Annotated in this window: 21 protein-coding genes; 11 read left to right on the top strand and 10 right to left on the bottom strand. The window is 63.9% G+C overall.

The genetic code is table 11. From position 1 onward, the window contains the following. Positions 1-71: 71 nt before the first annotated feature. From rimM to trmD, 3 genes are all read left to right on the top strand, one after another. Complete coding sequence (gene rimM / locus ACFO5X_RS03580) at positions 72-584, top strand: ribosome maturation factor RimM (protein WP_380715855.1); 513 nt, start codon at positions 72-74, stop codon at positions 582-584. 75 nt (positions 585-659) lie between these two features. After that, entirely contained in the window at positions 660-821 is a 162-nt protein-coding gene (locus ACFO5X_RS03575) for a DUF1328 family protein (RefSeq protein WP_380715854.1), read from the top strand. A 37-nt stretch (positions 822-858) separates the two neighbouring features. Beyond that, positions 859-1,653, top strand: a complete 795-nt coding sequence (gene trmD, locus ACFO5X_RS03570; RefSeq protein ID WP_380715853.1) for a tRNA (guanosine(37)-N1)-methyltransferase TrmD — start codon at positions 859-861, stop codon at positions 1,651-1,653. A gap of 22 nt (positions 1,654-1,675) precedes the next feature. Here trmD and ACFO5X_RS03565 read toward each other — a convergent pair whose 3' ends face one another. The 10 genes from ACFO5X_RS03565 to ACFO5X_RS03520 all read right to left on the bottom strand — a co-directional run bounded on the left by ACFO5X_RS03565 (position 1,676) and on the right by ACFO5X_RS03520 (position 12,928). After that, entirely contained in the window at positions 1,676-2,602 is a 927-nt protein-coding gene (locus ACFO5X_RS03565; protein WP_380715852.1) for a 3-hydroxyacyl-CoA dehydrogenase NAD-binding domain-containing protein, read from the bottom strand. Continuing rightward, complete coding sequence (locus ACFO5X_RS03560) at positions 2,599-4,170, bottom strand: class I adenylate-forming enzyme family protein (protein WP_380715851.1); 1,572 nt, start codon at positions 4,168-4,170, stop codon at positions 2,599-2,601. The genes ACFO5X_RS03565 and ACFO5X_RS03560 overlap by 4 nt, the downstream gene beginning before the upstream one ends. Before the next feature lie 115 nt (positions 4,171-4,285). Further along, positions 4,286-4,906: a glutathione S-transferase family protein gene (locus tag ACFO5X_RS03555; protein ID WP_380715849.1), complete on the bottom strand. Its 621-nt coding sequence runs from the start codon at positions 4,904-4,906 to the stop codon at positions 4,286-4,288. Positions 4,907-5,085: 179 nt separating this feature from the next. Continuing rightward, positions 5,086-6,231: an iron-containing alcohol dehydrogenase gene (locus ACFO5X_RS03550; RefSeq protein ID WP_380715848.1), complete on the bottom strand. Its 1,146-nt coding sequence runs from the start codon at positions 6,229-6,231 to the stop codon at positions 5,086-5,088. Then, entirely contained in the window at positions 6,228-7,610 is a 1,383-nt protein-coding gene (locus tag ACFO5X_RS03545; RefSeq protein WP_380715847.1) for an aldehyde dehydrogenase family protein, read from the bottom strand. The genes ACFO5X_RS03550 and ACFO5X_RS03545 overlap by 4 nt, the downstream gene beginning before the upstream one ends. Before the next feature lie 109 nt (positions 7,611-7,719). Further along, positions 7,720-9,084, bottom strand: coding sequence for a glutamine synthetase family protein (locus tag ACFO5X_RS03540; protein WP_380715846.1), 1,365 nt, complete (start codon positions 9,082-9,084; stop codon positions 7,720-7,722). Between the two features lie 69 nt (positions 9,085-9,153). After that, entirely contained in the window at positions 9,154-10,182 is a 1,029-nt protein-coding gene (locus ACFO5X_RS03535; protein WP_380715845.1) for a TRAP transporter substrate-binding protein, read from the bottom strand. A gap of 51 nt (positions 10,183-10,233) precedes the next feature. Continuing rightward, complete coding sequence (locus ACFO5X_RS03530; RefSeq protein WP_380715844.1) at positions 10,234-11,559, bottom strand: TRAP transporter large permease; 1,326 nt, start codon at positions 11,557-11,559, stop codon at positions 10,234-10,236. Then, on the bottom strand, positions 11,559-12,170 hold the full coding sequence (locus ACFO5X_RS03525; RefSeq protein WP_380715843.1) for a TRAP transporter small permease subunit: 612 nt from the start codon (positions 12,168-12,170) through the stop codon (positions 11,559-11,561). Before ACFO5X_RS03525 ends, ACFO5X_RS03530 begins: the two co-directional genes overlap by 1 nt. After that, positions 12,170-12,928: an N-formylglutamate amidohydrolase gene (locus tag ACFO5X_RS03520; RefSeq protein ID WP_380715842.1), complete on the bottom strand. Its 759-nt coding sequence runs from the start codon at positions 12,926-12,928 to the stop codon at positions 12,170-12,172. The genes ACFO5X_RS03525 and ACFO5X_RS03520 overlap by 1 nt, the downstream gene beginning before the upstream one ends. Before the next feature lie 128 nt (positions 12,929-13,056). On the opposite strand from ACFO5X_RS03520, the gene ACFO5X_RS03515 reads away from it, so the two are divergent. From ACFO5X_RS03515 to ACFO5X_RS03480, 8 genes are all read left to right on the top strand, one after another. Further along, positions 13,057-13,920 (top strand): MurR/RpiR family transcriptional regulator, encoded by an 864-nt coding sequence (locus ACFO5X_RS03515; protein ID WP_380715841.1) that lies wholly within the window; start codon positions 13,057-13,059, stop codon positions 13,918-13,920. A 124-nt stretch (positions 13,921-14,044) separates the two neighbouring features. Continuing rightward, positions 14,045-14,527 (top strand): Na+/H+ antiporter subunit E, encoded by a 483-nt coding sequence (locus tag ACFO5X_RS03510; RefSeq protein ID WP_380715840.1) that lies wholly within the window; start codon positions 14,045-14,047, stop codon positions 14,525-14,527. Further along, positions 14,527-14,820 carry an MrpF/PhaF family protein gene (locus ACFO5X_RS03505; protein ID WP_380715838.1) on the top strand — a complete coding sequence of 98 codons (294 nt, stop codon included), beginning with the start codon at positions 14,527-14,529 and terminating at the stop codon, positions 14,818-14,820. The genes ACFO5X_RS03510 and ACFO5X_RS03505 overlap by 1 nt, the downstream gene beginning before the upstream one ends. Beyond that, positions 14,820-15,167, top strand: coding sequence for a monovalent cation/H(+) antiporter subunit G (gene mnhG, locus ACFO5X_RS03500; protein ID WP_380715837.1), 348 nt, complete (start codon positions 14,820-14,822; stop codon positions 15,165-15,167). The genes ACFO5X_RS03505 and mnhG overlap by 1 nt, the downstream gene beginning before the upstream one ends. Before the next feature lie 10 nt (positions 15,168-15,177). Continuing rightward, positions 15,178-15,729 carry a DUF4040 domain-containing protein gene (locus tag ACFO5X_RS03495; protein ID WP_380715836.1) on the top strand — a complete coding sequence of 184 codons (552 nt, stop codon included), beginning with the start codon at positions 15,178-15,180 and terminating at the stop codon, positions 15,727-15,729. After that, positions 15,726-16,169, top strand: a complete 444-nt coding sequence (locus ACFO5X_RS03490) for a Na(+)/H(+) antiporter subunit B (RefSeq protein WP_380715834.1) — start codon at positions 15,726-15,728, stop codon at positions 16,167-16,169. The genes ACFO5X_RS03495 and ACFO5X_RS03490 overlap by 4 nt, the downstream gene beginning before the upstream one ends. Next, on the top strand, positions 16,169-16,606 hold the full coding sequence (locus tag ACFO5X_RS03485) for a cation:proton antiporter subunit C (RefSeq protein ID WP_380715833.1): 438 nt from the start codon (positions 16,169-16,171) through the stop codon (positions 16,604-16,606). The genes ACFO5X_RS03490 and ACFO5X_RS03485 overlap by 1 nt, the downstream gene beginning before the upstream one ends. Next, a complete protein-coding gene (locus ACFO5X_RS03480) occupies positions 16,606-18,126 on the top strand; it encodes a monovalent cation/H+ antiporter subunit D family protein (protein ID WP_380715832.1) in 1,521 nt (506 codons plus the stop codon). The genes ACFO5X_RS03485 and ACFO5X_RS03480 overlap by 1 nt, the downstream gene beginning before the upstream one ends. Positions 18,127-18,134 lie beyond the last annotated feature (8 nt).

Genomic DNA, 18,134 nt, shown 5'->3' with positions numbered 1-18,134 from the left:
AAGCGCCCCTTTTCCTTCTGGATCAGGGGCGCTTCATCCATCCGGGCCACCCATTTGCTAGAGGTCTCGCCATGCCTGATCTGATCTGTGTCGGTGCCATCGCCGGCGGTTTCGGCGTCCAGGGCGAGGTCCGACTCAAGAGCTTCTGCACCACCCCCGAGGACATCGCCGCCTATGCCCCCCTCACCACCGAGGACGGCACGCGCAGCTTCACGGTGACCCTCACCCGTCCCATTCCCACCGGATTCGCCGCCCGTCTCGGCGGCATTCTCACCAAGGAACAGGCCGACGCCCTCAAGGGCCTGCGCCTCTACGCCCCGCGCGACCGGCTCCCCTCGCTGCCCGACGACGAATTCTACCACGCCGACCTGATCGGCCTTCAGGTCTTCGACACCGGCGGCGCGCCGCTGGGCGAAGTCATCGCCGTGCAGAACCACGGCGCCGGCGACCTGCTGGAAATCCGCCGCGGCAAGGGCCAGGAATCCGTCCTGCTGCCGTTCACGCAAGCCATTGTTCCTACAGTGGATATTGCCGCCGGCCGCATCATCGCCGACCCGCCCGAAGGGCTGCTGTCCACAACCTGAGTGGAACCGGCTCCCGCCCTGCGGCGTTGCCCTTGCAACGGATCCAATTCGGACCGCCGCAAGGAGAAAAACCACATGCTTTCCTGGATTCTGATCCTCCTCGTCATCGCAGCCATCGCTGCCCTGCTTGGTTTCAGCTCTATTTCCGGTGCCGCCCTGACCGGTGCCCGCATTCTCATTCTCATCGTTCTGGTCCTGTTCCTGCTCGCGCTTTTCGGCGTCTTTGCCATCGTCTGACGCTGGATTTCGCCGCGTATTCCGTTAGACAGGCGGCATGACTTCGCCTGACAGATCCCACGGCCGCAAGGCGATCCGCCTGTCGGTGAAACCGCGCGAATTGCTGACCCCGGTGCCCGATCTCGCGGGCGCTTGGGAGGCGCGGGTCATCACCCTGTTTCCCAACGCTTTTCCGGGAGTTCTGGGCGAAAGCCTGACCGGAAAGGCGTTGCAGGACGGCCGTTGGCGGCTGGAAACTTTCGACCTGCGCGAATTCGGGATCGGCAAACATCGCAACGTCGACGACACCCCCGCAGGTGGCGGCGCAGGCATGGTCCTGCGCCCCGACGTGGTTGGCCCCGCCATCGAATCCGCGATGACCGGCGCGACGCGCAACTGGCCGCTGCTCTGCCTCAGCCCCCGCGGCGCGCCAATGACGCAGGCTCTGATGCAGCGTCTCGCCCGCGCCGACGGCGTCACCCTGATCTGCGGCCGTTTCGAGGGCTTCGACGAAAGGGTGCTGGAGCATTACGGCGTCGAGGAAATTTCGCTGGGTGACTTCGTCATGACCGGCGGTGAGATCGCCGCGCAGGCCCTGATTGACGCTACCGTCCGCCTGCTGCCCGGTGTCCTCGGCAATGCCGCTTCGACCGAGGAAGAAAGCTTTTCTGCCGGTCTGCTGGAGCATCCCCAATACACCCGTCCCGCCGAATGGCAGGGCAGGGCGATCCCGGATGTCCTGATGTCCGGCCACCATGGCGAGATCGAACGCTGGCGCCGCGAACAGTCGGAAAAACTGACCCGCGACCGCCGCCCCGACCTCTGGGCGCGGTATAAGGGCGGAGGCGACTAAGGTCTTAAGCGACTGAGAAACTTCAGAATCCGTGCTGCCGTTTCAAACCGGCCAGTGCAACCAGCGCGGCATCGCGACGTTCTGACAGCGCCTCTGTGCTCTCATCGCCGATCTCCGCGTCCACTCCGGCCACCAGCTGGGCCTTCAACCCCTCGGTCAGCGGCGACTGCCCCAGTTCCGCCCACCGCGCCTCCTGCGTCGGCCCGAGATGGTCGAGGTAATGGCGATATCCGCCCGCGCCGCCGCCCAGGTGATAGATAAGATGCGGCCCCATCAGCGCCCACCGCATTCCCGGCCCGGCAGCTATCGCCTTGTCGATGTCGCCCACATCGGCGATCCCCTCGGCCACCATATGCACCGCCTCTCGATAAAGTGCGGCGGTCAGGCGGTTGGCCAGATGGCCCGGCACCTCTTTCTTCACCCTGATCGGCACCCGCTCCATCGCCAGATAGAAGGCCTCGGCATGATCCACTGTGTCCGGCGCGGTCAGCCGCCCCGCGACCAGTTCGACCATCGGCACCAGATGCGGCGGGTTCATCGGATGGGCGACCAGTATCCGCTCGGGGTGGACCGCCTTGGCCTGGATGTCGCTTGCCATCAGGGACGAGGTCGATGAGGCAATCACCACATCTGTTCCGATGACTGCCTCAAGCGCCGCGACGATGTCCTGCTTGATCGCGATCCGGTCCGGCCCGTTCTCCTGCACGAAATCGACATCCGCCAAGACGTTGATATCGTTGGAAACCTCCGGCTGACGCGGGGCCTCCGCCTGTGTCAAACCCAACGCGCGCAGATGCGGCCAGGCGGCGGCGACAAAGGCGGTTACTTCCGCCTCGGCCCCCTCGCGCGGTTCGACCACCGTCACCTTCAGTCCGCGCGCCAGGAACAGGCTGGCCCAGCTCATGCCGATCAGCCCGCCCCCCAGCACGCCGACATGGGTGACGGTCATGGCGTCGCGTCGGCCCAGTAGGGCGCCCGCAGCTCGCGTTTCAGGATCTTGCCGATCGAGCTGCGCGGCAGAACGTCCCTTAGTTCCACGCCCGACAGCCGCTGGCTCTTGCCCAGTTTGGAATTGGCCTGGGCACAGATTTCCTCGGCCGTTCTGGCCGCTCCCTCGCGCCGCACGACCAGCCCAAGCGGAGTCTCGCCCCATTGTTCGGACGGCACGCCGATCACGGCGGCATCGGTCACGTCGGGATCTGCCAGCAGCGCGCGTTCCAGATCGTCGGCATAGATGTTCAGCCCGCCCGAGATGATCATGTCCTTCTTGCGGTCAGACAGGATCAGGAAACCATCCTCGTCAAACCGTCCCATGTCGCCGGACCGGAAGAACACCTTGCCGTCCGCATCACGCCAGATGTAGTCGGCGGTCAGATCGTCCCGCCCGAAATAGCCGGCCATCATGGTTGGCGACCGGCCGCAGATCTCGCCCACCGCGCCGGGCGCGACGGGCTCGCCCGCGTCGTCGATCAGCACGATCTCGCAATTGGGCGCAGGCCTTCCCACGGTATGCAGCTTTTCGGGAAACTCATGCGCCGGCAGAACTGTGACGCCGCCGCCTTCGGTCAGCCCGTAGTATTCGATCAGCTTGCCGGGAAACCGCGCCAGCACGTCCAGTTTCACATCCGCCCGCAGCGGCGCCGAGGTCGAGAATTTGACCCGCATCGAGGACAGATCGAAGCTGTCGAAATCCGGCACGTCCATGATGCGCTTGTATTGCACGGGCACCAGCATGGTGTGGGTGATCTTCTCGCGCTCCACCAGTTTGAGATAGCCGCGCGCATCGAATTTCTCCATCAGAACAACGGTGCCGCCGCCGACCAGCGTGGGCAGGAAGGACACGATCGTGGTGTTGGAATAAAGCGGCGTCGACAGCAGCGTGCGCGCATCGGGAGCGTCATAGCCGTTGGCGTGCACCCGGTCCATCTGCGCCGCCCGCATCCAGTGGTTGTGCAGGATACCCTTGGGGGTGCCCGTTGTGCCAGAGGAGTAGATCAGGTTGACCGGATCGGTGAGTTTGACCGGGATCATCGGATCGGTGTCGGACTCGCCGGCCAGCATGTCCTCGTAGCCTTCGAATCCGGGGGCCGCGAAATCCAGCGCGATCTTGCGCGCGTCAAGCCGGTCGAGGAAGGGGGCGGCAAGATCACGATAGGCCCCGGCCAGCGCAAAGACCTTGGCGCCGCTGTCCGTCAGCATCCGCTCCAGCGCCTCGGCCGAGGCCATTGTCGCCAGCGGCACGATGCACGCCCCGGCGCGCAGGGTGCCGATGAAGAGTTCGGCATAGGCGACCGAGTTCGGACCCAGCAGCGCCACGCGGTCGCCTGTCTGCACGCCCCGCGCGATCAACGCATTGGCGACGCGGTTGACGCGCTTGTCGAAGGCCGCCCAGGTCAGCCGTGTGCCGCCGCAGACCAGCGCCTCCTTGTCGGGCGCGGCCCTGGCACTGCGGCGCACCATATCGACCACGGTTTCGGTGGGTGCCACCTCGGGCATCGGGGGGATAATTTCGATCATTTCCGCCTGTCGGACCATATTTCCACGTTTGCGGAGATTAGGCGCCTGTGCCCGGAACGCAAGGTCAAGTCATGGCCGGGCCGGCGGATTGTCGTGGTGCGCCGGCCAATGTGGGTCAGGCCAAGTGATAGGCTCCGCCCCGTTCCAGCGCCCGCTGCCAGGCGGGACGCGCGTGCATCGCTTCGACAAAGGCGGCCAGCTTGGGCAAAAGCGCACCGCGCCCCTGCTTGATGGCGATCTCGGCTGGGAAGCTCATCATCACGTCGACCGCCGAGAGATCGTCCAGCACGAAATGGCCCGAGGGGCGCAACATCTGTTCCATGAATTCGAAATGGCTGGCCAGCTGCTGTTCGATGCGCGGATGCAGCGGCGCGGCGGCGCTGCCGAGGCGGCCGGTGTAGAGGCCGAGCAGGATCGGCACCATCGCCGAGCCTTCGGCGAAATGCATCAATTCGGTGTGGGTGATGGAATCATCGCTGCCGCTGCGGGGCAGCAGGTGGCGGCCGTGCTTCTGGCACAGCACCTCGACGATGGCCCCGCTCTCGGCGATGCGGCGCCCGTCCAATTCGATCACCGGCGACTTGCCCAGCGGATGCACCGCGGCCAGTTCGGGCGGGGCCAGGTTGGTGACGGCGTCGCGTTCGTAGCGGCGCAGGTCATAGGTCAGTTCGAGTTCTTCCAGCAGCCACAGGATGCGCTGCGACCGCGAATTGTTCAGGTGGTGGACCAGTATCATGCGCCTCTCCCCTAGGTCGTCGGAAGATTGGGGAAAGCCGGCGGCGTTGGCAAGGCCGTTGGCGGGATCGGATCGCTGGCGCGATCCGACCGGGCGGGGGCTCTGCCCCCGCACCCCCGGGATATTTTCGGCAAGAGGAAGCGGCAGGGCGCGGTTTGCCGGCGCCCTGCGGGGTATGCCTAGATCACGGCCTCGAACAGGGCACGGGTGTTCTCGGTGGTCATCGGCACCGGGTTGCCGCCGACGCTCGGATCCTCAAGCGCCATCGCGGTCAGCTCGTCGATGCGGTTGTTGCCGACGCCCATCTCGCTCAACTTCGCCGGGATGGCGAGGGTCGCGCGCAGCTCCCACACGCGGTCGCAGAAGCCGGTGTAGCCGCCCTTGATCCCGAGATAGGCCGCGGCGCGGTCGAGCCGCTCTTCGATGGCGGGGCGGTTGAAGTCGAGCACAGCGTTCATCACGACTGCATTCGTGGTGCCATGGTGGGTGTTGTAGACGGCGCCGACGGGATGGCTCAGCGCGTGGATCGCGCCGAGGCCCTTCTGGAAGGCCACCGCGCCCATCGCCGCCGCGCTCATCATGTTGGCGCGCGCCTTGAGGTCAGTGCCGTCGGCATAGGCGCGCGGCAGGTATTCATTGACCAGCCGCAGCCCCTCGAGGGCGATGCCCTGGCTCATCGGATGGTAGAAGGGCGAGCAATAGGCTTCGAGGCAATGGGCGAAGGCGTCCATGCCGGTGCCGGCGGTGATCATCTTGGGCATCCCCACGGTCAGCTCGGGGTCGCAGATCACGACGCTGGGCAGCACCTTGGGGTGGAAGATGATCTTCTTCACATGGGTTTCGGAGTTGGTGATGACGCTGGCTCGGCCGACTTCGGAGCCGGTTCCGGCGGTCGTCGGCACCGCAACGATGGGGGCGATTCCAGCCGGGTCGGCGCGGGTGTACCAGTCGCCGATATCCTCGAAATCCCAGACGGGGCGGGTCTGGCCGGACATGAAGGCGACCATCTTGCCGAGGTCGAGACCCGAGCCGCCGCCGAAGGCGACCACGCCGTCATGGCCGCCGGCCCTGTAGACCTTCAGGCCGGCCTCGAGGTTCTTCTCGTTCGGGTTCGGATCGACGTCGGAGAACATCGCGCGGCCCAGCCCGGCCGAGTCGAGGATGTCGAGGGTCGCCTGCGTGATCGGCAGGTTGGCGAGGCCCTTGTCGGTCACGAGAAGCGGCCGCTTGATGCCCGCCTGGGCGCAGGCGGCAGGCAGTTCCTGTATGCGGCCGGCGCCGAATTTGATCGCGGTGGGGTAGGACCAGTTGCCGGTCAAGGTCATTTCGTCACCTTCTTGAGATGGTAGGATTTCGGACGGGTCAGGTTGTGGAAGCCGATCTCGGACAGCGAGCCGCCCTTGCCGGTGTTCTTGCAGCCGGTCCAGCAGAGCGCCGGGTCGAGGTAGTCGGCGCGGTTCATGAAGACGGTGCCGGTCTCGATCCGCCCGCCAAGCGCCTCGGCGCGCGCCGTGTCCTGCGTCCAGAGCGAGGCGGTCAGGCCATAGTCGCTGTCGTTCATCAGGTGCAGCGCGTGTTCGTCGTCAGACACGGGCATGATGCCGACCACGGGGCCGAAGCTCTCCTCCCGCATCACGCGCATGTCGTGGTTGACGCCGGTCAGGATCTGCGGCGTCAGGTAGGTTCCGCCGTCGTCCTCGGCGAAAGTCTCGATATGGGCGGTGGCGCCCTCGGCCACAGCCTCGGCGATCTGCTCACGCACCAGATCGGCAAAGCGGCGGTGCGCCATGGGCCCCAGCGTGGTGTCCGGGTCCAGCGGGTTGCCGAGCTTGTAGGCCTTGACGATGGCCACGGCCTTTTCAACGAAAGCGTCGAACAGGCTTTCGTGGACGTAGATGCGTTCGATCCCGCAACAGCACTGGCCCGAGTTGAACATCGCGCCGTCGATCAGGGTCTCGGCGGCTGCGTCGAGGTCGGCATCCTCCATGACGTAGCCCGGATCCTTGCCGCCGAGTTCCAGCCCGAGGCCGGTGAAGGTGCCCGCCGCCGCACGTTCGATGGCCTGACCGGCGCCGACCGACCCGGTGAAATTGACGAAGCCGAAGCTCTTGGCAGCGATCAGTTTCGCCGTGGTATCGTGGTCGAGGAAGACATTCTGGAACACATCCGCGGGCACTCCAGCCTCGTGGAAGGCGCGGGCCATGCGCTCGCCCACCAGAAGGGTCTGGGTCGCGTGTTTCAGCAGCACCGCGTTTCCGGCCATCAGGGCCGGGGCGACGCCGTTGATGGCGGTCATGTAGGGGTAGTTCCAGGGCGCGATGATCAACACCAGCCCGTGGGGTTCGCGCTTGATGAGGCGGCGGAAGGTGGCGCTGTCCTCGATTTCGATGGGGGCGAGGGCCTCGGCGGCGATGGAGGCCATGTAGGAGGCCCGTTCGTTCATGCCGCGGAATTCGCCACCATAGTGGACCGGGCGGCCCATCTGATGGGCGAGTTCGGGCACGACCTCGTCCTGCATGGCGGTCAGGCGGGCGCAGCCGGCCTCGACCAGGGCGACACGTTCGGCCAGGGGGCGGGCGGCCCATTCGGCCTGTGCGACGCGGGCGCGCGCGACGGCGGCTTCGGCTTCGGCAAGACTCAGCACGGGACGTTCGGCATAGACCGAGCCGTCGATGGGCGAGATGCATTTCAATGTTGTGGTCATGGTCTTTCCTGAATCGGCCCGCCGAGACGTTCAGCGGGCGCTTGCAAAAGACGGGAGCTCGACTCTGCGGTGCCCGGAGGGAAAGCCTTCCGGACCCCGCGGCAGGTTGTCATGCCTTTTCGAACCCGCGTGCGATTTCCCAGTCGGTGACTGTATTGGCGAAGGCTTCGACCTCGACCTCGGCGGCGCGAACGTAATGATCGACAACACCGTCTCCCATCGCCTCGCGCAGCATGGTCGAGCCGCGCAGCGCCTCGGTTGCGGCTTCCAGCGTACGGGGGATATCGGGCAGTTTGCCGTCGGTATAGACCTCGCCCGTGACCGGCACGCCAAGTTCCAGATTGTCCTCCATCCCCTTCAGTCCAGCTGCCAGCAGGGCCGCCTGCGCCAGATAGGGGTTCATGTCCGAGCCGGGAATGCGGCATTCCATCCGCACCGCCTTGGTGCCTTCGCCGCACAGCCTGAAGCCCGCGGTGCGGTTGTCGACCGACCAGGCGATGCGGGTCGGGGCGAAGGTGCCGCGCATGAAGCGTTTGTAGCTGTTCACATAGGGCGCCATGAAGGCCGTCACGTCATTGGCATAGGCGATCATGCCGGCGCAGAAGGATTTCATCTCGGTCGACATGCTGTGCTTGTCGGATTTGTCGAAGAACAGCGGCGCGCCGTCTTTCCACAGCGAAAGGTGAATATGCGCCGCGCTGCCGACGCGGCTGCGGTGCCACTTCGGCAGGAAGGTCGCCGAGGCGCCGTGCTGCCAGGCGATTTCCTTGATGGCCTGCTTGGCGATCGAATGGTTGTCGGCGCAATCGAGCGCCTCTGCATAGCGGATGTTCAGCTCTTCCTGTCCGGCTTCGGCTTCCCCCTTGGAGTTCTCGACCGGCACGCCGGCGGCAACCAGATGGTTGCGGATCGGGCGCATGATGCTTTCGTCCTTGGTCGAGCCCAGGATGTTGTAGTCGAGGTTATAGGGCACGAAGGGCTTGAGGTTGCGATAGCCTTCCTCGCGCAGCTGGTCGTAGCTGCCCTTGAACAGGAAGAACTCAAGCTCGGTCGCCATCATCGCCGTCAGTCCCAGCTTTTCGGCGCGGGCGATCTGGCGTTTCAGGATGGCGCGGGGGGAATGGGGGATATCCTCGTGCGAGTGGTGATCGACGACGTCGCACAACACCATCGCGGTGCCTTCGAGCCAGGGCACCAGGCGCAGGGTCGCCAGATCCGGTCGGAGAGCATAATCGCCATAGCCGGCGGCCCAGGAGGTCGAGGCATATCCGTCGGGCGTGTCCATCTCTAGATCGGTCGCCAGCAGGTAGTTGCAGCAATGCGTCTCTTCCCAGGCGCTCTCCACGAAGTGAGAGGCGGTGAAGCGCTTGCCCATCAGGCGGCCCTGCATGTCCACCATGCAGGCCAGAACGGTATCAATGCGGCCCGCCGCCACTTCGGCCTTGAGGGTGTCGAAGGTCATGTTGCCGGGCATCGTCGTCTCCTTGGATCAGTCGAGCCCCGAAGATGCTTCGGGGCCCGGTTACAGTCATTGGAACCGCGGTCAGGTATAGCGGTAGGGTCGACCGGCCTTGTTCATGTCGGAATTGTACTTCCGGAAGATCTCGACGATCTTGGCCTTGGTCTCGCTTTCGGCGGCGATCTCGTCCCAGAACTTGACGGCCGCGTCTTCCACCGTCTGCCATTCGGCGTCGGGGATCGTGGTCAGCTTCAGCTTGTCGCCATTCACTCGCAGGCTGGCTTCGCCGCCCCAATACCACCACTGGCGGTAGTAGTGCGACTGTTCCATGCAGACCTTCAGCAACTCCTTGAGGTCTTCTGGCAGCTCGTCCCAGCGGCCTTGGTTGGCGAAGAAATGGCCGATCCAGGCGCCGGAAATGTTGTTGGTGAGGAAGTAGTTGGTCACGTCCGCCCAGCCGACGGTATAGTCCTCGGTGATGCCGGACCAGGCGATGCCGTCCAGCTCGCCGGTCTGCACCGCGACTTCGATGTCTTCCCACGGCAGCGTCACCGGAACCACGCCGAACTGGCTGAGGAAGCGGCCGGCGGTCGGGAAGGTGAAGACCCGCTTGCCTTCCAGATCCTTCAGCGAGTTGATCGGATCCTTGGTGGCAAAGTGGCAGGGGTCCCAGGAGCCGGCCGAGATGTGCTGCACACCGACCTTGGCGTATTCTTCCTTCCAGATCTTGTCGAGACCGTACTGGTTGAACAGCACCGGCACGTCGAGCGAATAGCGCGAGCCGAAGGGGAAGTAGCCGCCGAACACGGTGACTTCGGTGGGAGAAGCCATCGAGTCGTCATCGGACTGCACCGCGTCGATGGTGCCGCGCTGCATCGCCTGGAACAGCTCGCCCGTGGGCACCAGCTGGTCGGCGAAGAACAGCTCGATCTGCATCCGGTCGCCGGCGATCTTGTTGAAGGTGTCGATGGCCGGCTTCACCACATGTTCGGCCAGCGCCGGCCCGGCATAGGTCTGCATCCGCCACTTGATGGTCGATTGGGCAATGGCCGGCGTGGCCAGCGCGGCGGGGGCGACGGCCGCCCCGGCGATGAACTTGCGTCTTGTGGTCATTGTCTCTCTCCTTGTGGTTATGGGTGCCCCGTCATCGGGGTTCTTGGTGATTCACTTGTTGTAGACCAGATCGGGCAGCCAGAGCGCGATCTCGGGGAAGATCATGACAACGACCAGCGCCACCACCATCACGGCGACGAAGGGCGTGATCGAGGCATAGATGTCGCGCAGGCCGATCTCGGGCGGGGCCATGGCGCGCATCAGGAACAGGTTATAGCCGAACGGCGGGGTCATGTAGGCGATCTGGGTCGTGATGGTGTAGAGGATGCCATACCAGATCAGGTCGAACCCCAGCGCCTGCACCAGCGGGACGTAGAGCGGCGCGACAATCACCAGCATGGCGGTATCGTCCAGGAACGTCCCCATCACGATGAAGCTCAGCTGCATCAGAATGAGGATCATCCAGGGGCTGAGATGCATCTTTTCGGTGAACAGATTCTCGATCGCCTTGACCGCGCCCAGCCCGTCGAAGACGGCGCCGAAGGCGAGGGCGGCCAGGATGATCCACATGAACATGCAGGAGATCCCGAGGGTCGAGCGGACCGAGACCTCGAACACCTCGCGGGTCATGCGGCCCTTGAGCACCGCCGCGAGAAAGGCCGCCAGCGCGCCGATAGCCGAGCTTTCGACCAGTGAGGTCCAGCCGTTGACGAAGGGGATCATCATCGCGGCGAAGATCACAAGCGGCAGGACGCCGGCGCGCAGCAGGGCCAGCTTTTCCGACAGGGGGATGTTGCGCTCTTCCGGCGGCAGAACCGGCCCGAGCTCCGGGTTCAGTCTGCAGCGCGCCCAGATGTAGATGATGAACATCGCCGCCATCATCAGGCCCGGAACGACGCCGGCAAGCCACAGCTGGCCGACCGGCTGGCGCGCGATCATCGCGTAAAGTACCAGCACGACGGAGGGCGGCACGAGGATTCCCAGAGACGAGCCGGCCTGGATCACCCCCGTGACCATCCGTTTGTCGTATCCGCGTTTGAGCAGTTCCGGCAGGGCGATGGTTGCCCCGATGGCCATCCCGGCGACCGACAGGCCGTTCATCGCGGAAATCAGTACCATCAGGCCGATGGTGCCGATGGCCAGCCCGCCGTGCACGCCGCCCATCCAGACGTGGAACATCTTGTAGAGGTCGTCAGCGATCTTGGATTCGCTCAGCACGTAGCCCATGAAGATGAACATCGGCAGGGTCAGCAACGGATACCACTTCATCAGCTTCATCGCCGCAGAGAAGCCCAGATCATATCCGCCGCGGTCGCCCCAGAGCAGCAGCGCCGCGATGACCGCGACAAAGCCGATGGCACCGAACACTCGCTGCCCGGTCATGAGCATCAGCATCATGGTCGAGAACATCAGGATGGCGATCAGTTCATAGGACATCAGATCGCCTCACGCGGAATGTCGGCACCCCGGATGCGCAGGATGTCCTTGGCAAGCTCCGATAGCGACTGAAGCAGCATGAGGAAGATGCCGAGAACCATGATGCACTTAATCGGCCAGAGGTAGGGCCGCCAGGCGGTCGGGCTGCGCTCGGGTCGGCCCAGCACCTCATTGGCGCCGTCGATGCCGCCGGTAACGAAGCCCTTGATCAGGTTGCCGAAGAAGGCAAAGGGTTCGGTCCCGAAGTGGCCCAGCGAATAGGCGGTAGACCCGATGCCGCCCCACAGGAGGATGCCGAGGTAGAACATCAGGAACAGGACCGTCACGGCGTCGAACCAGGCCTTCCGGCTTTCCGACCAGTCGCCATAGAGCAGGTCCATCCGCACGTTCGATCCCATCTGGATCGAATAGGGCCCCCCCAGGATGTAATAGGCGACCATCGCGAATTGCGCCATCTCCAGCGTCCAGAGCGAGGGCAGGAAAAAGGTCTTGGAAATCGAGGACCAGAGCAGGATGCCCATCATCACGAAGATGCCATACATCATGATGCGGCCGACGCGGCGGTTGAACCGGTCGGTCAGCCTGACAAAGACGCGCAGGCCCCGCTCCATCACGCGGCGCCCTTCGCGGCGCCGATCTCCGCCAGTGCGACAATCAGGGCGCGAGACAAGAGCGCGGCGATATCGGCGGCTTTGTCGGGGTCGGCCAGCAGATCGTTGCGGACTTCCAGCATGACATTGGCCAGTCCCCGCGTCATCGCATGTTGTTTCAGCGAGTGGGTCACGCCGTCTGCCGGTCCGTAGGGCTGGTTGCGCTCCACCTGGTAGGAGGAGCCGGACAGTTCGTTCAGCAGCGCATCGGCCAGACGGCTGTCGGTGTCATGCAGCACGCCGATCTCGACGGCACGCGGCTTGCCGTAATAGATCGGGGTAAAGGAATGGACTGTGATCAGGGCCGCGGGACGCGCCGCCTCGATGGCGCGGTCGACCGCCGCGCAGAAGGGGCGGTAGATCCGGGCGACGCGGTCTTCGCGCGCTGCGGCCGACAGGGCGCGGTTGCCTGGAATGTCGTGGATTTCGCTTTTCTCGGGCATGGCGCCGGCCGCTTCGGGCGGGCGGTTGCAATCGTAGAGCAGGCGGGACACGCCGCCGAAGACGAGCGGGGCGTGAAGCGCGCCGGCCATATCGCGGGCAAGTGTCAGCGCGCCAGGATCCCAGGCGACATGGCTCAGTCTCGCTTCGGGGGGGAGGCCAAGGCTTTTGAATTCTTCCGGAATTTCGGCCGAGGCATGTTCGCACAGGACCAAAGCCTGCGCCGGGCCGGAAAGCCCTTCGGTGATGGCGGCACGGAAAGCGGAATCTTGTGTCATTGGTCCCCCGGACCGCCTCAGGTTTCTTCAGCGCCCCGCCGCTGTCAACCGGGATTCTGAAAGTTTCTCTTCTTTGTGGGCGCGGCTGAAAGTATGATTACAAAATCGGCACCGGGAAGGAGAGGCGCATGGCGGAAACCGCGCAGCAACGCATCAGGGCGGTGGCCGGTCAGCTGACCCGCGCCGAACGGCAGCTGGCTGATGCCATTCTCGAGAACTACCCGATGTCGGGCCTGGGCTCGATCACGCGGCTGGGCGAAAAGGCCGGGGTATCTTCGCCGACCGTGGCGCGGATGGTTCAAAAGCTGGGGTTTTCCGGTTTCGCCGAGTTTCAGGCGGCCTTGCGCGATGAACTGGAAGCGCAGATTTCCAACCCCATCGCGAAACACGAAAGCTGGTCGCAGGCGGCGCCGCAGGGGCACATCCTGAACCGGTTTACCGACGCGGTGATCGCGAACATCCGCCATACACTCGCCAATGCCGACCCGGCGGAATTCGATGCAGTGATCGCCCTTCTGTCCGACACGCGGCGAAGGGTCTTTATCGCCGGCGGCCGGATCACCCATGCGCTGGCGGAATACATGCACCTGCATCTGCAGGTGATCCGGCCCGATGTGCGTCTGGTCCGCACCACCGCCAACGCCTGGCCGCACGATCTGCTCGACCTGGAGGACGGCGATCTTGTCGTTCTTTACGACGTCCGCCGCTACGAGAACACGACGCTGAAACTGGCAGAGATCGCCGCAGCGCGCGGGGCGAAATGCGTTTTGTTCACCGATCAGTGGCAGTCGCCGATTTCGCGGTATGCCGAGGTGTCGTTCAATTGCCGGATCGAAGCGCCGTCGGCGTGGGATTCGATGACCGCCATGCTGCTTCTGTCGGAAACGCTGATTGCGGCCGTGCAGGAAATGGAATGGGAGCGCACGCGCGAGCGCATGAAGTCGCTGGAAGAGATGTTCGATGCCACGCGGATCTTCCGCAAGTTCGTCTGAAGGCAGCGCTTTTCGGTCGCACCCATATTCACAAGAGCGGCCGGAAACCCTACATTGGGGCACGAACAGGACACGCCGCAGCCAGACATGGCTCAAGCGACGGCAAGACGACGGGGGATGACGGGTGCGCACCATAGGGACGGCGATCGTTCTGGCTGCCATGTGGCTGCTGATGTCGGGCCTGTACAAGCCTCTGATCCTGGGATTCGGTGCCGCTTCGGTCATTTTGGTGATGTATGTGGTGCGGCGGATGGACGCGATCGACGGCGACCGCGTTCAACTTGGCCTCAATCCGATCCGTTCGGTCGGCTATATCATCTGGCTGCTCAAGGAGATCGCCAAGGCCAACTGGCTGGTGACCCGCGTGGTGCTGAGCCCGGCGATGCCGATCCGCCAGCATCTCTTCGTGGTGCCGCTCACGCAGTCTACCGATCTGGGGCAGACGATCTTTGCCAATTCGATCACGCTGACCCCCGGAACAATCACGGTCGAGACCGAGCCGGGGCATTTTCTGGTGCATGCGCTTGCCTTTTCCGAGGGCGACACCGAAGCGCTCGCCGATATGGACCGGCGCGTGACCGCCATCGAAGCACCGGTGATGTCCTGATGTTCGCGCTCGCCACCATCGCCCTTTTCGTCGCCATGGTTCTGGTGCTGATCCGTCTGTTCAACGGACCAACACTTTACGACCGCGTTCTGGCCGTGAATGCCTTCGGTACCTATACGGTGCTGTTCATCGGGGTTCTGGGGTTTCTCAACGGACGGCCCGATTTCCTGGACATCAGCATGCTGTACGCGCTGATCAACTTCGTCGGCACCATCGCGATCCTCAAGTTCTTCCGGTATCGGGCGATTGGCGACACGCCCCGCCCCAGCGACCAGGCGGAGGGAGAGGCCTGATGGACATGCTGGTCGAAGTCCTGAGCTGGATCTTCATCGTTTCCGGGTCCTTCTTCACCGTTGTGGGCGCCGTGGGCGTACTGCGCTTTCCTGATTTCTGGGCCCGGCTTCATGCCGTCTCTGTGTCGGACAGCGGCGGCGTGATCCTGCTGCTTCTGGGCATGGCCATGCAGGCGGGCTGGACGCTGATCACGGTCAAGCTGATCATCATCGGCATCTTTCTGTTCATCACGGGACCGACCGCGACCCATGCCGCCGCCAGCGCGGCGCTTGTCTCTGGTCTGAGGCCGAAAGAGCATCCCGGGCTGACCGGTGCGCAGACGCCGCCCCCTGAAAAACAGACCTGACGGGGGGATTATGGAAATTCTGATCGATATCGTCCTGTTCACCATGATGGTCGCAACCGCGCTGGCCGTGGTGCGCCTGCGCAGTCTGTTCGCGGTGGTCATGCTGGCCGGCGTGTTCAGCCTGCTGTCGGCTCTGCTGCTGGTGACGCTCGATGCGGTCGATGTGGCCTTTACCGAGGCGGCTGTGGGCGCGGGCATCTCGACCGTTCTGATGCTGAGCACGCTGGCGCTGACCTCGCGGTCGGAGCTGCCCAAGTCGAATGCCGGGTTGACTCCGCTTCTGGTGGTGGTGGTGACTGGGGCGGCGCTGGTCTATGGCACTCTGGACATGCCGAATTTCGGCGATGCCAATGCGCCGGCGAATGTCCATGTCGCGCCGGAGTACATTTCGCGCAGCCCGGAGGACATCGGGGTGCCCAACATCGTGACAGCCATCCTGGCGAGCTATCGCGGATACGATACGCTGGGCGAGACAGGTGTGGTCTTTGCGGCGGGACTGGGCGTGTTGCTGCTGATCAGCGGCCTGCGTCGTCGGCGGCGCGAGGAGGGTGAGGACGAATGATCAGACATCACCTCATCCTGCGCGTCGTCACAAAGCTGCTGATCGGGCCGATCATGCTGTTCGCGCTTTACGTGCAGTTTCACGGCGATTATTCGCCCGGCGGCGGTTTTCAGGCCGGCGTGATCATGGCTGTGGCCTTCATCATCTACGGCGTGGTGTTCGGTCTGGCGACCGTGCAGAAGGTGTTGCCGCCCTGGCTGGTTCACAAGCTGATGGCGCTGGGCGTGATGATCTACGCCGGCACCGGGATCGCAAGCCTGTTCCTTGGTTACAGTTTTCTCGACTACGGCGCCTTTACACCGGCGCATCCTTCGCATGGGCAGCACTGGGGTATTCTGGTCGTCGAACTCGGCGTGGGTGTCACCGTCACGGGGGTGATGGTTGCGATCTACTATGCCTTTGCAGCCCGAACCCCGACGATCAGCGACGAGGACTGGTGATGACGCGCGCAATGGATTGGGCCTTCATCCTTGGCCATGTCAACTACTGGCTGTTCATCGTCCTGATGATGACCGGACTCTACATCGTGGTGGCCAAAGGCAACCTTGTGAAGAAGATCGTCGGACTGAACATCTTCCAGACCGCCGTGTTCATGCTTTACATCTCGGTCGGCAAGGTGTCGGGCGGCACCGCACCGATCTTTCCGACCGACATGAATATCGACCCGGCAACCGTCTACTCCAACCCGTTGCCGCATGTGCTGATCCTCACGGCTATCGTCGTCGGCATCGCGACCACGTCGCTGGGCCTGGCCCTGATCGTGCGCATCCGCGAGCAATACGGCACCATCGAGGAGGACGGAATCTTCCAGATTGAAAAGGACATGGCCTCGGAAGAATACCGCCTGCACAGCGAACTGATGAGCGAGCGGCACTGATGGCCACGGAAGCCCTGCAACACACGGCGATGACGCTGCAAGATCACCTGCCGATCCTGCAGATTCTGGTGCCGTTCTTCGCCGCGCCGCTGACGGTATTCCTGGGCAGCCGGCGGCTGGCCTGGCCGATGGCCTTCGCGGCGAGCGTGGTGTCGCTGGTCATTGCCTGGATGCTCCTGATGCAGGTGATCGACGGATCGGTCATCAGCTATCATCTGGGCGGCTGGGCGCCTCCGATCGGCATCGAATACAGGGTCGACGCCGCCAATGCCTTCGTGCTTTTCCTGGTTTCGGCCATCGCGGTGGTCGTTCTGCCCTTTGCCAGGACCAGCATCGGCGACGAGGTGCCTGCGCGCGATCACACCCTGTTCTACGCAGCCTATCTGCTGTGTTTCTCGGGTCTGATGGGCGTGACGATTACCGGCGACGCCTTCAACGTATTCGTCTTCCTCGAGATTTCCTCGCTCTCGACCTATGTTCTGATCGCCACGGGCGCGGGGCGCGACAAGCGGGCGCTGACGGCGGCCTATGACTATCTGATCATGGGAACCATCGGTGCGACCTTCTTCGTGATCGGCATCGGTTTCCTCTATATGTCGACCGGCACACTGAACATGGCCGATCTGGCGCAGCGGATCGCGACCCAGCCGGGCAACCGGACCATCGAGGCGGGGTTCGCCTTCATCCTGGTGGGGGTGGGTCTGAAGCTGGCATTCTATCCGCTGCACCTGTGGCTGCCCAACGCCTATACTTATGCGCCTTCGGCGGTCTCGGCTTTTCTCGCGGCGACATCGACCAAGGTCGCGCTCTACGTCCTGATGCGCTTTGTCTTCACGGTGTTCAGTCCGGGCTTCCAGTTCGAGGTTCTGACCCTGCAATTCGTGGTCATGCCCTTTGCGCTGCTGGCGATGTTCGCAGCCAGTTTCGTCGCCGTGTTCCAGAGCGATTTCAAGCGGATGCTGGCCTATTCGAGCATTGCGCAGATCGGCTACATGCTGCTGGGCATCACCTTCCTGACAGAGACGGGCGCGACTGCGGCCATCGTGCATCTGTTCAACCACGGGATTACCAAGGCGGCCCTCTTCATGACCGTCGGGGCCTTCGTGCTGCGCAACAAAGATACCTTCTATAACGACATCTGCGGCATGGGGCGCCGGATGCCATGGACCTCGGCCGCCGCGGTGATCGGCGGGCTAAGCCTGATCGGGGTGCCCGGGACCGCAGGTTTTGTCAGCAAATGGGTTCTGGTTCAGGCGGCTTTGGAAAAGGGCTGGTGGCCTATTGCCCTGCTGATTGTGGCGTCGAGCCTGATTGCGGTCGTCTATGTCTGGCGGGTGGTCGAAGTGCTGTATCTGCAACCTCCGCGCAAGGACAGCACCGCGACCGAGGCGCCGCTTTCCATGCTGATACCGATCTGGATTGCTGCGCTGGCCTGCATCTGGTTCGGAATTGACACCGATACAACTCTGACGGCCGCGCGGATCGCGGCGGCCGGGTTGTTCGGCGCGGTCGGTCAATAGGAGGGCGG

The sequence above is a fragment of the Seohaeicola nanhaiensis genome, from assembly GCF_042654245.1.
Lineage (GTDB): Bacteria > Pseudomonadota > Alphaproteobacteria > Rhodobacterales > Rhodobacteraceae > Seohaeicola_A > Seohaeicola_A nanhaiensis.
Note: the sequence above shows the minus strand (reverse complement) of the source record. Positions and strands in the feature narration are given on the sequence as shown.